Origin of the sequence: Leifsonia sp. RAF41 (assembly GCF_052114085.1) — a bacterium.
Classification (GTDB): domain Bacteria; phylum Actinomycetota; class Actinomycetes; order Actinomycetales; family Microbacteriaceae; genus Leifsonia.
This window is the reverse complement of sequence record NZ_JBFREB010000001.1, coordinates 360410-373560: the sequence shown is the minus strand read 5'-3', so window position 1 is coordinate 373560 and position 13151 is coordinate 360410. Positions and strand designations below refer to the sequence as shown.

Genomic DNA, 13151 nt, shown 5'->3' with positions numbered 1-13151 from the left:
GTCAGTCATTCAATAGCATGTACTCCATGGAGTCAAGAGCGCCTTCTCCCCGGGTTCGCAAGCAGCCCGAGGAGCGCCGCGAGGAGATCCTCTCCGCGGCCGCCTCGATCGCCCTCGACGAGGGCCTCGAGCGGATCACCCTGCGGGCGGTCGCAACCCGGCTGGGGGTCCGTCCCGGCCTGATCTCGCACTACTTTCCCGCCGCCGAAGACCTGGTCGACGAGGCATTCGCCCGAGCGGCGACCATCGAGCGCGAACGGTTCTTCCCGGCCGACGGCGCGCCGGTCGAGCGGCTCGCGCACTTCGTCGGACACATCCGCTCCGGAGCCTCGCTGCCGCTGGCGCGGCTGTGGCTGAACGCCCGGCACCTCTCCCGCTTCACCCCCTCGCTGGATGCGACCCTCACCGAACAGGACGCGCTCGACCGCGCACGGCTGCGCGAGCTGATCGAAGACGGCATCGCCAGCGGCGACTTCGCGGACGTGGATGCGGAGGCGGCGAGCATCCGCATCCTCATCGCCGTCGACGGCGGAGGCTCCTACGTCAACAGCACCGGAGACCTCACGCACCCGGCGCACGTGAAGTTCGTTGCGGAGGTCGCCGAGTGGACGCTGGGCCTGCTGCCGGGAACGCTGGAGGCCGCGATCGCGCCCTGAGATCTGGGCTCAGCGACCATAGACGAGGGAAACCAACGAGCTTAGCCGCTCGATCCGTGCAAATGCGGCACGCGCCCGTGTACGATGAGAGGGTCCAGCGCCTGAATAGCTTGCGTAGGGCGTGAAAGGAAGAAAAACGATGGCTCAAGGTACCGTCAAGTGGTTCAACTCGGAGAAGGGGTACGGCTTCATCGCCCCGGATGACGGCAGCGCCGACGTCTTCGCCCACTACAGCGAGATCTCCGCACAGGGGTTCCGCAACCTCGAAGAGAACCAGAAGGTCGAGTACGACCTGGCTCAGGGTCCGAAGGGACCCCAGGCCGCTAACATCCGCCCTCTCTGACGGCAACCGGTGCCCGGCCGTCAGGCCGGGCCCGCGCCGGCGGCGTCATCGGGGTACGGTGGCGCCGTGGGTAATGTGCGAGAGCGTGCGAGCAAGGCCTCCGCTGAGTCGAGCGGGCCGAAAGGCCCTTCGTCTCGTCGCGGTCAGAAGGCCGTGGTCGGCGCTGCACTCGCTGCGCTCGGTGTCGTCTTCGGCGACATCGGGACCAGCCCCCTCTACGCACTGAAAACCGTCTTCCTGCTCGACGGTGGCGCTGTCGGCGCCGAGCAGGAAGACGTCTTCGGCGTGATCTCGCTCATGTTCTGGAGCGTCACGATCATCGTCTCGATCAAGTACCTCGGCATCCTGATGCGCGCCGACAATGACGGCGAAGGCGGCGTCATGGCTTTGGCCGCGCTGGCCAAGCGTCTGTACGCAGGCAATGCATCGCGTGCCGGAACCCTGCTGGTGATCGGCATCGTCGGCGTCGCCCTCTTCTACGGCGACTCGATCATCACCCCGGCGATCAGCGTCCTGTCCGCCGTCGAGGGTCTTCACGTCACCGTTCCCGCGATCTCGCACATGGTCCTTCCCATCGCGGCGGTCATCCTCGTCATCCTGTTCGCGGTCCAGCGGTACGGGACCGGCAAGGTCGGTGTCCTCTTCGGCCCGGTCATGGTGCTGTGGTTCGCCGTGCTGGCCGCTGCCGGCCTCAGCATGGTCATTCAGTACCCGGCGGTGCTCCTCGGGCTGTCCCCGACCTACGCGCTGACGTTCATCGTCGCCCACCCCACCATCTCCTTCATCGCGCTCGGCGCCGTCGTGCTCGTCATCACGGGCGCGGAGGCGCTCTACGCCGACATGGGGCACTTCGGCCGGTCGCCGATCCGGCGCGCCTGGTTCTTCCTCGTCTTCCCCGCGCTGACCATCAACTACCTCGGCCAGGCGGCACTCATCCTCCACGACCCTGCCGCGCGGGCGAACCCGTTCTTCCTTCTGATCCCGGAATGGGGACGGCTCCCCGTGGTGATCCTCGCCACCGTCGCGACCGTCATCGCCAGCCAGGCCGTCATCTCCGGCGCCTTCTCGTTGTCGCGTCAGGCTGTGCAGCTGGGGCTGCTCCCGCCGCTCACCATCCGGCAGACCTCCAAGCAGGAGGGTGGGCAGATCTACCTTCCCGCCGTCAACGGCCTGCTCTTCATCGGGGTGATCGCCGTCATGTTCGCGTTCGGCTCGTCCGACCGGCTATCCACCGCGTACGGCATCTCCGTCACCGGTGCGCTGGTGGTGGACACGGTGCTTCTGCTTCTCGTCGCGCGACCGCTCTGGAACTGGGCGCCCTGGAAGATCGTGCTCGCCGCGGTCGCATTCGGCGGCCTCGAGCTCGCGTTCCTGGCCGGCAACCTCTCCAAGATCATCAACGGTGGATGGGTGCCGCTGCTGATCGCGGCGGCCGTGATCCTCATCATGACCACGTGGCGACGCGGGCGCCAGCTCGTCCAGCTGGACCGGCAGCGCAAGGAGGGGTCGCTCGTCGACTTCATCGAGCACGTGCGTAAGGAGAACCTCCCGCGCGTGCCCGGGATCGCGATCTTCCCGCACCCGAACAAAGACACCACACCGCTCGCGCTTCGTGCGCTCGTGAAGCACAACCACATCCTCCACGAGCACGTCATCATCGTCGCGATCGCGACCGCGCAGGTGCCGCACGTCCCGACCGAGGAGGCGTTCGAATACGACGACCTCGGCTATGCGGACGATGGCATCGAGTTCCTGAACATCCGGTTCGGGTTCTCCGACAAGCCGGACATCCCGCGTGCTCTTCGCGCCGCGTGCCGGGTGGGCGCACTTCCCCTCGACGCCGCCAACTTCAAGAAGGCGTCGTACTTCGTCTCGCGGGGCGCCATCCGCACCACCCGCACGCAGGGCATGGTCCCCTGGCGCCGCTCCCTGTTTGTCGCCCTCGCGCACAACGCGGCAGACCCGGCGGCCCGGTTCGGGCTGCCCCCGCTGCGGACGGTCACCATGGGAAGCGACGTCGAGATCTAGCCACACCCCACTAAGCGCTCATCGAGGGGCGAGTTGTGGTCGCAATTTCCACGAAATGGCGACCACTACTCACCCCTCGGCGTTCCCTAACGTCAGGCGGGCACCGCTGCGGAGACGATGGCCGCCGCGGTCTCGCGGCCGACGCGGATCGCGCCGTCGACGTGCTGGTAGCCCTTGCCCGCCATGTCGCTGCAGGAGAAGTGGATGGGGCCCACCGGGGTGCGCAGATCGGAGCCGTAGCGCGCGAGGCCGCCCATGTCGAAGCTGGCGGCGTAGGCGCCGCGGGTCCACTCCTCGCTGCCCCAGTCGCTCTCGTAGTACACGACGGGGTTGAGCGCCTGCTCGCCGTAGTAGTGCGCCAGCGACTCGAGGATGCGCGCCTTGCGCTCCGCAGGTTCGAGGCGGAACACCTCGTCGGCGGCTTCGTCCGAGACGAAGCCGACCAGGGTGCCGCGCGGGTCGCCGTGGTAGCTGTTGTCGTACGCCTCGTGCACCAGCTCGTACGGGCTGAAGGCGGTGCCGCTGTAGCCGAGGTCGCGCCAGAACGGGGTCTCGTAGACGGCGTGCACCTTGATGACGAAGCCCATCGACAGGTGCTGGTGCAGCTGCTGCTGACGGCGCGGTAGTGGCGGCTCGTACGAGATGCGGCTGATCAGCACCGGCGGGACGGCGAGGATGGCGAAGCGGGCGCGCACCTCGACGCCGTCCGCGATCGCTGTCACGCCGGTCTTATCCCAGCGCAGCGTCCGCACCGGAGCGCTCAGGTGAACGTCGTCACCGAGACGGTCGGCGAGGAGCAGGGGCACCTGCTGGAGGCCGCCCTTCACACGCTTGTCCAGGATGAAGTCCGCGTCGACCAGGTTCGAGAAGCTGCCCGCGCTGGCCGCCATGAGCAGGGCCTGCAGCGCGGAGAACGCATGCGCCGGCTTGGTGAGCATGGCACCGGCGATGAACATCCCGATGTTCTGCCGCGCCTCCTCGTCATCGGTCTGCGTCTCCAGCCAGCGGCGGAACGAGATCTCGTCGAGCTCCTTCGCCCGCGGGTGGGCCCAGGGGCGCTCGGGGTCGATCTCGGCGACGAGCTGGTCCATCCGCTCGATGAGGCCGACGATCTCCTTCTCGGTGGAGGGCGCGACCGGGAAGATCTCGCCCTCGAACGTCCGGCGTTCGCCCTCCGCACCGAGGTAGATGTTGATGCCCTCGCGGTAGCGGCTGTACGTCTCGAGGCCGAGGTCGGCGAGCGTGTCGATGAGCGCATCCTGGTCGGGCGACACCCACTGTCCGCCGATCTCGAGGGTGGCGCCGTCGATGTCGTCGGTCCAGAGGCGGCCGCCGACGCGGTCGCGCGCTTCGAGCACGGCAACGGTCAGGCCGGCCTTCTTCAGTTCGGTCGCGGCGGTGAGACCGGATGCTCCAGCGCCGACGATGACGACGTCCCGTTCGATGCTGTCCATTGATATCAGCTCCGTTTGAGTAGGTGTTCGGACGAAGGGCACACTACCGGATCCGTCTGCGAAATGTGGATTCCTCGACTAAATCCTCACTGGATGTGCGCTTTCAACGATGTGATCCGCTGTCTCGGCTTCGGATTTCGTACATCCAGCGTTTAGGATGATGCGACCCCCGACAAGAGCGAAGGAGCTCGCGTGCCCTCCACCTCCGCACCCACGTCACTGCGACGGTCCCTCGGCCTCTGGTCGATCGTAGGACTCGGCCTCGGCTACATGACGCCCATGACCGTCTTCGACACCTTCGGCATCGTCACGGGCGAGACCGATGGCGTGGTGCCCGCCGCCTACCTCGTCGCTCTCGTCGCCATGGTCTTCACCGCGATCAGCTACGGACGGATGACCCGCGTCTTCCCGTCGGCCGGTTCGGCGTACACGTACGCGTCGGAGACCATCCACCCCAACGTCGGCTTCCTCGTCGGCTGGTCCTCGCTGCTCGACTATCTCCTGTTGCCGTTGGTGAATGCGCTGATCGTGCGGCTCTACCTGGAGTCGTTCTTCCCTCAGGTGCCCGGCTGGATCTGGGTGGTGGGGTATGTCGTGGTCATCACCGCCATGAACCTGTTCAGCATGTCGTCCACCTCGCGGGTGAACGGCATCCTGGTCGTGTTCCAGATCGTCCTGATCGCCGTTTTCGTCGTCCTGACGTGGACCGCGCTCAATGGGGGCGCAGGCAACGGCACGCCGTTCAGCCTGGCCCCGCTCCTCCACTCGGGCGTCCACTTGGGTGCGGTGATCGGCGGAGCGACGGTGGTCTGCTTCTCGTTCATCGGGTTCGACGCGATCACGATGTACACGGAGGAGGCGAAGGACGCCCGCACCGTGCCGCGCGCTATCGTGCTGGCGCTTCTGATCGGCGGAGCCATCTTCTTCGTCGCGGCTTGGTTCGCACAGTCGCGGTTCCCGACCCTGGCCGGCTTCCACTTCACCGACGACACGCTGCCCGAGATCGCGCTGAAGACAGGCGGTCTGCTCTTCCAGATCCTGTTCATCTCGGCCGCCGTCGCCGCGGCGGTCGCGTCGAGCCTGGCCTCGCACGCGAGCGTCTCGCGGATGATCTACGTCATGGCACGGAACGGCAACGGCCGCCTCTCCCGTGTTCTCTCCTACATCCACCCGAGGTTCCGCACGCCGTCGACCGCTGTGCTCCTCGTTGGCGCCGTGTCGCTGCTCGCGGCCGCATTCACGCTCGAGTTCGTGTCGTCGATGATCAACTTCGGTGCCCTCATCGCCTTCACCGTCGTGAACGCGACGGTCATCATCCACTTCGCCGTCCGGCGCCGGGAGCGACGCGGTGCCGCGCAGGTCCTCCGGAACATCATCCTGCCGGCGATCGGGATGGTGCTGACCGGCGTCCTCTGGGCCAACCTGCACCTGGATGCGCTGACCTACGGCGTCGTCTGGCTGGCGATCGGCATCATCACCTTGCTCGTCATCACGCGGGCCTTCCGCAAGCCGCTGCGGGTGAAGCTCGACGAGGACGGCGACGCGGCGATCATCACGCGCGAGGGGGCGCCGTCGGAGGCTTCCCGCTGAGGGGAGCGCTCGCGGGAGCGGCGCCGGGAGCGCCGCCGGGAGCGCTGCCGGGTGAGCTCCCCCGCGCCTCGTGGGCGGCGATGTGCCCCAACACGGCCGCTCCGGCACTGATGATCGCGGCCAGCCCGAGCGGCAGCGCGATGTGCACCTGCAGCAGGGCCGCGCCCACGAGCGCCCCGAGGGCGATCAGCACGACGGCCGCGGCCCGGCGGCGCCACGGCTGCCCGGAGCCGCCCGCCAGCCGGGAGTCCGCGGCGAGACCCGTGATGGTGGAGGTTACGACGACAGTCGTCACATCCTTGACCGCCAGGTGCCGGGCGACGGCCGCCTGGAAGCCCATCGTGGCGGCGAGGAACGAGGTGACCGCGACCTCCCATGGCTTCGGCGGGACGCCTCCCGTGACCAGAGTGGCCACCGTGAGTACCGCGAGGGCGGCGGCCACGGCGGTGAACGACCAGCTGGTGCGGGTGTTCCACCCGGTCGTCTCGCGGCGCAGCGTCCGCCCGCCGATCACCGCGCCGGCCATGAAGGCGAACAGCGCCAGCAGCGGTCCCACCCAGGGCAGGCCTTCGGCGCCGGCCAGCGCCATCCCGAGCACGACGACGTTGCCGGTCATGTTGCCGGCGAAGACCTTGTCCAGTCCGAGGTAGCCGACCGCATCCACGATCCCGGTGGAGAAGGTGAGCGCGAGCATCAGGAGGAGGGTCAGGTCTTGCTGTCGTCCCGCACTCACGCTCATCGTGTCTCCCGCCCGTCGTGCCGCCACTTCGGACGACCCTGACAAGGGTGCCACGCGCGGGAGGGCCAACTCGAATCGGGGCGAGTGGGCGTCAGCCTTTGCGGTCATGGCGGTCGAAGAACTCCGCCAATTCGCCGCGACGCTGCGCCCCGCACTTCCGCATCGCACGATGAAGATGACTCTCGACCGTGCGCACGGAGAGGACGAGTTCCGTGGCGATCTGCTGGTTGCTCAGTGCCGCTGCGGCCAGCCGCGCGATCTGTTCCTCCCGGTCGGTCAGTTCCACGAAGTCCGGTCGGAACCGGACGGATTCGATTCGTTGCGGCTTGAGGTTCAGCTCCAGCTGCTTCAGGTACTGCTCCAGCTGCGCGGCCCGATCCCGAGTGCCCTGGTCGGCGTGCAGGCGTATGGCTTCGCGATACGCGGTCAAAGCCAGCCCGTACCTGCCCGATGTTTCGAGTGTCGCGGCGGAGGCCGCGACCTCCTCGGCGTCGCGCTGGATGAGGGCGGTGAGATAGCCGAGCTGGTCGAGAACGAGGGGTATCGCGACGGCCGCGATGCGGGGCTGGAGAGCAGTGAGACGGTGTGGGGTCGGATCGATCTCGAGCGCTGCCAGGTAGCCCAGTGCCGCAGCGGCGAGAGCGCCCCGGTCCCACAGGGCGTCCGCCGCCTGGACGAGGTGAGTGACCGCTTGCTCATGGTTGCCGGCGCCGGCGATGAGTTGGGCGCTGGCCCAGCTCGGGTTGCTGCCGGGGAAGGGTCCGTCGGGGAGGCCGAATCGTTCTGCTTCGTCCAGTAGTCGCTCCGCGGCCCTGCGGTGCCCCCGGCGGGAGGCGAGGACGCTGGCGATCACGGAGAGGTCCCTGTCCGCGAACGGGGGGACGGAAACGGGGTCCCCGAGTGCTTTGACCCGTTCGATGATTTCGTCTACGTCCGAGTATCGTCCCGCGAACATTCCACACATCGAGAGCAGGAAGCCGAAGGCGCGCATCCGCTCTGGTTCCAGCTGAGCCCGGGCGATGTCCCACCCGCGGGCCGCGATGGTGGTGGCGTCTTGCACCGCGCCGGACAGGAGGTGGTTCATGCCGGCGACGATCTCGTCGGCGAGGCTGACGGTGGCGTCCAGTTCCTCCGCCACTTCCAGGTGACGCGTGGAGGCGTCCAGGTTCCCGCGGGAGCTGTGAACGAGGGCGAGGGTGCGGTGCGTTGCCACCCGGACGGAGAGCGGGAGCTCTTCGTCGTCCGGATCCACGAGGGTGGTGAGGTCACCGTTTCCCAGTAGCCCGTGCTCGAGTTGCACCGCTTTTGCGAGAAGCGTCCCGCCGTGCCGGCCGTGAGCGGCAGCAGCGGCACGGAGTGCTTGGACCGAGTTCAAGGCTTCATCGTGGTGAAATGCACGGTGTTCCGCCTTGAGGCAGATCCACTCGATGCCCGCTTCGACATTGTCGACTGGCGCGTTGGCGGTCTCCGTGAGGACGGCGTCGACGACGGAATCGGGCAGCGCCATTCGAATTGTCGCCTCCGCGTACGCGACCGCGGCTGATGCTTGCGGGTTGAGGGCCCACTCTTTCTGTGCGACGAGGTGGCGTACGCGCAACCGGTCGTGGACGACGCGCACGAACTGGGCAGCGTGGACGTCTCGGCGCCCGAGGGCGGGGTCGAGGCTCGGGACCGTCTGGCCGGTGGGTTGGATCTGCTTGACCTGGTCGAGGAGTCGCATGCGACGGATCATCCGCGGCGACGCGCGGAAATACTCGACGACAAGCGGAGGCACAACCGTGACGAGCAGGCGCTGACCGGACGGAACCGTCGCGATCAGGCCGCGCGCTTCGAGCTGTTCGAACGTTCGACCGTCCAGGGCAGGGCGCAGGGCGTCCACGTCGACGGTGCCGACGAAGGCGACGAGCTCGAGCGCCTCGACCAGCGACGCATCCAGCGTGCTCAGCATCCCCTCCACCACGAGCCCGAGACTTTCGCACCACAGGTCGCCGCTGGCGACCCACTGCGCGTCTGTGCGCTCGATCTTTCCTTCTGCTGCGGCGGCGTCGAAGATCGCCATTCCGATGCCGATGTTTCCGGCTGAGAGGGCGAAGAGTTGACTCAGCGAGGAGGGGTCTACTCGCTGCCCGCCGTGCGCGACCAGGGCCCGCTCGAATTCGTCGAAGCGCAGCGGCGGAAGCGGCACCTCAAGCCGACGTCCGAGGTTGTGACTCGCTATGCCGTCGGACGCTCTGAGCGACAGGGACTCTCGTGGGCGGACGAGGATGATCGGTGCTCCCGTTGCGCTACTGGCGGCAGCAACCGCCCCCCAGCTGATCTCGTCGAGTTCGTGCCAGTCATCGACCAACAGGGCCGCGGGCCCGGGCGACAGCTTCTCGATGAGTTCTTCGACCACGGCCGCCACCGATGATGCCCGCGCCTCCCGAGCGGTTGCGATTCCCGCGAGGGCGAGGGAGGACAGCGGCGCGGATCGCAGCGGTTCGACTCCGCGTACCAGGAGGGTGCGCCATTCTCGGTTGAGTAGCTCGCGTTGAATTTGTGCGAGGAAGTGTGTGCGTCCGCTTCCGCGGTCACCCGTGATTTCGATGCTGTTTCCGCCCAGGATGAGCGAAACAGTCCGGGTCGTCAGCTGTTCTCGTGTGCTCATTGCGGGAACGGCCTCCTGCCGGCGCGGTCACAGGCCGCCATCTGTGTAGGAGCCGAATACTTTGTGTCGGAAGTCATTCGGTGCCGTTCAACGTGGTCTCCATCCACCAGTGAAGCTTCGGCCTGTCGGGCCGCCCCGGGGGCGTCTCGGCAACGCTTGCTCGTCAATGTAGGTAGTGGCGTGTTCGTCTCGCTAGACGGTATGTGCGCCAGTGTCGGCGAGCGTGACGGCGATTTCGGTGATGCGGGTGCTGGCGTGGGTGTCGCCGTACGGTGACGGAATCTGGTCGAGCCCGGTGGGCAGGGCGTTGAGGACAGCGTTCGCGGTGGCCGCGATGGGCAGGTCCGGTGTGATGAGGCGGGCAAATCCCGCGGTGACCGATTCGGGGCGTTCGGTCGACCGGCGGATCACGAGGAGGGGTTTGCCGAGGACGGTGCACTCCTCCTGGAAGCCGCCGGAGTCGGAGATGAGCAGCGTGGCCGTGCGGGCGAGGCTGAGCAGTTCCGTGTGCCCGACCGAGGGGGCAGTGATGAGGTGCTCGAGGTAGCGGTCCAGCCCGTGCCGGGTGATGGCTGCGCGGGTGCGGGGGTGGATCAGGAACAGCACCGGAATGTCGATCTCGGCCAGGCCGCTGAGGACGCGCTCGAGCGCTTCGGGTGTGTCGGTGTTCTCCGGGCGGTGGATCGTGGCGAGCACGAATCGGCTGGGGGTCGTCCGGCCGGGGAAGTAGTCGTCTATCGAGTCGCTGGCGTGTGCGAGCGCGAGTGCGTCCACGGTGGCTTCGACGATCGTGTTGCCGGTGACGACGATCTTGTGCTCGGGAATTCCTTCCCGTCGGAGGTTCTCGGCGTTGTGGCCGGTTGCCGCGCAGTGCATGTCGGCGAGAACTCCGACGAGGAGCCGGTTGATCTCTTCCGGCATGGCCCGGTCGCCTGAGCGCAGTCCCGCCTCGATGTGGACGAGGGGGATCCCGGCGATGTTCGCCGCTAGCGCGCCGGCCGCCACGGCGTTGGTGTCGCCCTGAACGATCACGGAGCTGGGGCGCCGGAGACGGAATTGTTCGCTGAGCGCTTTGAGGGCTGTCGCGATCTGCGTGGCCCGGTTGTTTCCGCCGACTCCGCTCAGGATGACGTCGGGCTGGCCGATCCCGGCCTGTTCGAGAAACCGTCCGGACAACTCTTCGTCGTAGTGCTGCCCGGTGTGGATGGTCAGCGCACGGTCGCCGAGCCGGCGGATTACCGGGGCGAGCTTGATGATCTCCGGGCGGGTGCCGAAGACGACAGCGACATCTTTCGATCGGGTCATGATTCTCCTCCCAGGACGTACCGAATGGACGGTTGTCGGCGACACATCCAAAATATGAGCGCTTCGCGTGCGCTACGTGGCTGAGGCTCAGCGCTCGGTACCGCTGCGCGAAACATCCGTAGCAAACCCGGCGGTTAGCGGTGCCAGGTGCGGGCGAGGATGAGTGAGGTGAGGTAGCCGCAGAGGGTGCCGACGCCGGTGAGGAGGAGGAGTCCGTTGATCAGGGGCGCGCTCCACTCGTGGACGTTGGCGGTGGCGATCAGGGCGACGACGGCGACGGCGAGGGTGAACAGCGCGGTGGCGCCCTGCGTGATCGGGTGACGGGTGTGCTGGGCCGTGCCCGAACCTGAGCTTGGCGCGACGGCGGCGGTGAGCAGTCGGAAGATGGATGCGACGAGCAGCGTGAAGGTTGCCAGGGTGGCCAGCCAGGCCAGGTAGTAGTTCTCTGTCAGGCCGGTGGCCGCGAGCAGGGCGACCGGGATGGCGGCTTGCGCGGCGGCGGTGGTGATCAGGAATGCGGGGAGCCCGATGCGTGATGCGGCATGGAGTCGCTGCGTGAGCAGCGCCTGAGCGGCGACGCCGGTGATGAGGATGGCGAGGAATCCGAGTTGGCCGGATACCGTGCCGTCGATGACGGAGGTGCCCGCTGTCGACCAGAGGATCCATCCGGCGACGGCGATGGTGCCGGCGTTGAGCAGCAGCTGGGCGACGGTGTGGCCGGCGAGGGTGACGGGGGTGGTGGCGCGGAGCCTGCGGGTGTTGCGGCGGCTTGGTGCGATGGTGGTCATGGGGTGGTTCTCCCTAGTTTTCGATGGCAATGGTGCCGGCGGCGGGGACGTCCGCGTTGCGGCGGGTTTTCGCCCAGCCGTTGCGGCGTCGGATGATTCGGAAGCAGGCCTTGAAGATGGACACCATGACGTAGAACTGGAAGAGCCACACGCTCACCCCGATCCACAGCGCGTGCGGCCAGCTGATGTCGGGTTCGCACCGAATTTTGTAGATCGGTCCCCAGATCATGAACGGGCCGATCCCGAACACCAGCCCGATCGCGAGCAGGCCCCACAGGTTCTGCAGCCAGCCCTGCAGCAGCACCGGGTCTGTGGCGATCCCGTAGGCCTGACCAATCACGAGGGCGAAGAACGCGAAGAATCCGACGATCTGAACGAACGGGAGGGTGAGGAAGTAGGCGGCCTCCAGGGCGCCTGCGGCGTCGAACTGGCGGGAGCGAAGGATCTGCGGGAGGTACTTCACGCACTGCATCACGCCCTGCGCCCACCGGCCCCGCTGGGTGATGAACCGGGGCAGGCTGGGGAGAGCTTCCTGGGAGACGTGAGTGTTGTCCACCTGCCGGTTCTGGTAGCCGGCGAAGATGACGTGCAGACCCAGTTCGTAGTCCTCCAGCAGCGACCCGTGCCACGGAGCCCCGTAGTGTTCGTGGACAGCGTCCAGCACGGACAGCCGGGTGAACTGGCCGTTGCCGCCCATCCCCACCGTGCCGGTCTTCGACCGCAGCGCCTGCATGGCGAGGATCACAGTGCGGAACTCCACATCCTGCAACCGGAGCAGCCAGGACGCGAACCCGTTCGCGATCCGGTTGCGACCCGGGTACGGGGTGCGGTCGCCGCGGTTCTTCATCCAGACCGTGACCTGGGCAGCTCCCACCTCGGGGTCGGCGAAGACGTCCTCCGCTGCGACTGCTGTCAACGCGTTCGCGGCCAGTTCCCCGTCCGCGTCCACGACCACGACGATCACGCCCGCCCGGTCGGTTCCCTCGGGCAACCAGTCGTCCAGTTGCGCGTATGCCGCGTTCAGCGCGTCACCCTTGCCGGTGCGAGCCTGAGGCCGCCGACGCTGCACCAGGTGCACGAACGGATCATGGTCGGCATGGGACTGCACGATCCGTGCGGTGTCATCCTCACTGTCGTCGTCGACCACCCACACGTGCATGTTGGGAAACGTCGCCCGCGCCCGAGTGATCGTGGTGCCGATCACCGATTGCTCATCACGGCACGGGATGAACGCGTGCCACTCGAAGGCGTCCGCATCACCCTCCGGGGACGGCTTATGACGCAGGTACGGCACCACGATCATCACCACATATGTGAGGAAGAGCACGGTCAGGATCAAAGACACCGACTGGAAGAACGAGAGCATGGAGGATCCGTTCAGAAACGGGCGGGCGAACACCGCCAGGACCTCGTCCGCGGGCGACCCGGGGAGGGACTAGATGGTGTGTGCGTGGCGTTTCAGCAGCCGGTCGCGGAGCAGGAGGGCGCCGCCGATTGCGAGGGTGAGGGCGGCGAGGGTGATGCCAATGGTGGCGTTCGCACCCGTGGCGGCGAGGACACCGCCGGTGGCCAGCGGGGGGACAGCGCTTCCTGCGTACATG

Annotated in this window: 11 protein-coding genes; 4 read left to right on the top strand and 7 right to left on the bottom strand. The window is 67.4% G+C overall.

All coding sequences use genetic code 11. The features are described from left to right. The first annotated feature begins 26 nt into the window (after nucleotides 1–26). The 3 genes from AB4Y74_RS01865 (at nucleotide 27) to AB4Y74_RS01855 (ending at nucleotide 3027) form a co-directional block, all read left to right on the top strand. Nucleotides 27–656, top strand: a complete 630-nt coding sequence (locus AB4Y74_RS01865; RefSeq protein WP_441797422.1) for a TetR/AcrR family transcriptional regulator — start codon at nucleotides 27–29, stop codon at nucleotides 654–656. Between the two features lie 139 nt (nucleotides 657–795). Then, nucleotides 796–999 carry a cold-shock protein gene (locus AB4Y74_RS01860; protein ID WP_374008179.1) on the top strand — a complete coding sequence of 68 codons (204 nt, stop codon included), beginning with the start codon at nucleotides 796–798 and terminating at the stop codon, nucleotides 997–999. Between the two features lie 66 nt (nucleotides 1000–1065). Continuing rightward, nucleotides 1066–3027 (top strand): potassium transporter Kup, encoded by a 1962-nt coding sequence (locus AB4Y74_RS01855; protein ID WP_441797421.1) that lies wholly within the window; start codon nucleotides 1066–1068, stop codon nucleotides 3025–3027. Between the two features lie 92 nt (nucleotides 3028–3119). Here AB4Y74_RS01855 and AB4Y74_RS01850 read toward each other — a convergent pair whose 3' ends face one another. Continuing rightward, the gene (locus tag AB4Y74_RS01850; RefSeq protein WP_441797420.1) at nucleotides 3120–4481 is read right to left on the bottom strand and encodes a flavin monoamine oxidase family protein; all 1362 of its coding nucleotides are present in this window, start codon (nucleotides 4479–4481) and stop codon (nucleotides 3120–3122) included. Nucleotides 4482–4673: 192 nt separating this feature from the next. Between AB4Y74_RS01850 and AB4Y74_RS01845 the strand changes: the two genes are divergently transcribed. Then, nucleotides 4674–6071, top strand: a complete 1398-nt coding sequence (locus tag AB4Y74_RS01845) for an APC family permease (RefSeq protein WP_441797419.1) — start codon at nucleotides 4674–4676, stop codon at nucleotides 6069–6071. On the opposite strand, the gene AB4Y74_RS01840 is transcribed toward AB4Y74_RS01845, so the two are convergent. The 6 genes from AB4Y74_RS01840 to AB4Y74_RS01815 all read right to left on the bottom strand — a co-directional run bounded on the left by AB4Y74_RS01840 (nucleotide 6034) and on the right by AB4Y74_RS01815 (nucleotide 13150). Continuing rightward, nucleotides 6034–6810: a YoaK family protein gene (locus AB4Y74_RS01840; protein ID WP_441797418.1), complete on the bottom strand. Its 777-nt coding sequence runs from the start codon at nucleotides 6808–6810 to the stop codon at nucleotides 6034–6036. The two genes, AB4Y74_RS01845 and AB4Y74_RS01840, sit on opposite strands and share 38 nt — an antisense overlap. 91 nt (nucleotides 6811–6901) lie before the next feature. After that, entirely contained in the window at nucleotides 6902–9457 is a 2556-nt protein-coding gene (locus tag AB4Y74_RS01835) for a helix-turn-helix transcriptional regulator (protein WP_441797417.1), read from the bottom strand. Between the two features lie 192 nt (nucleotides 9458–9649). Beyond that, complete coding sequence (gene wecB / locus AB4Y74_RS01830; protein WP_441797416.1) at nucleotides 9650–10762, bottom strand: non-hydrolyzing UDP-N-acetylglucosamine 2-epimerase; 1113 nt, start codon at nucleotides 10760–10762, stop codon at nucleotides 9650–9652. Between the two features lie 134 nt (nucleotides 10763–10896). Then, on the bottom strand, nucleotides 10897–11550 hold the full coding sequence (locus AB4Y74_RS01825; protein ID WP_441797415.1) for a hypothetical protein: 654 nt from the start codon (nucleotides 11548–11550) through the stop codon (nucleotides 10897–10899). Between the two features lie 13 nt (nucleotides 11551–11563). Continuing rightward, complete coding sequence (locus AB4Y74_RS01820; RefSeq protein ID WP_441797414.1) at nucleotides 11564–12916, bottom strand: glycosyltransferase; 1353 nt, start codon at nucleotides 12914–12916, stop codon at nucleotides 11564–11566. A 69-nt stretch (nucleotides 12917–12985) separates the two neighbouring features. Then, nucleotides 12986–13150: a hypothetical protein gene (locus AB4Y74_RS01815; RefSeq protein WP_441797413.1), complete on the bottom strand. Its 165-nt coding sequence runs from the start codon at nucleotides 13148–13150 to the stop codon at nucleotides 12986–12988. Nucleotide 13151 lies beyond the last annotated feature (1 nt).

What these genes read in the sequence shown, in the direction of transcription:
- AB4Y74_RS01865 (WP_441797422.1), top strand. Translation starts at nt 27, where the DNA reads ATGGAGTCAAGAGCGCCTTCTCCCCGGGTTCGCAAGCAGCCCGAGGAG.
- AB4Y74_RS01860 (WP_374008179.1), top strand. Translation starts at nt 796, where the DNA reads ATGGCTCAAGGTACCGTCAAGTGGTTCAACTCGGAGAAGGGGTACGGC.
- AB4Y74_RS01850 (WP_441797420.1), bottom strand. Translation starts at nt 4,481, where the DNA reads ATGGACAGCATCGAACGGGACGTCGTCATCGTCGGCGCTGGAGCATCC.
- AB4Y74_RS01840 (WP_441797418.1), bottom strand. Translation starts at nt 6,810, where the DNA reads ATGAGCGTGAGTGCGGGACGACAGCAAGACCTGACCCTCCTCCTGATG.
- AB4Y74_RS01835 (WP_441797417.1), bottom strand. Translation starts at nt 9,457, where the DNA reads ATGAGCACACGAGAACAGCTGACGACCCGGACTGTTTCGCTCATCCTG.
- wecB (WP_441797416.1), bottom strand. Translation starts at nt 10,762, where the DNA reads ATGACCCGATCGAAAGATGTCGCTGTCGTCTTCGGCACCCGCCCGGAG.
- AB4Y74_RS01825 (WP_441797415.1), bottom strand. Translation starts at nt 11,550, where the DNA reads ATGACCACCATCGCACCAAGCCGCCGCAACACCCGCAGGCTCCGCGCC.
- AB4Y74_RS01820 (WP_441797414.1), bottom strand. Translation starts at nt 12,916, where the DNA reads ATGCTCTCGTTCTTCCAGTCGGTGTCTTTGATCCTGACCGTGCTCTTC.
- AB4Y74_RS01815 (WP_441797413.1), bottom strand. Translation starts at nt 13,150, where the DNA reads ATGTACGCAGGAAGCGCTGTCCCCCCGCTGGCCACCGGCGGTGTCCTC.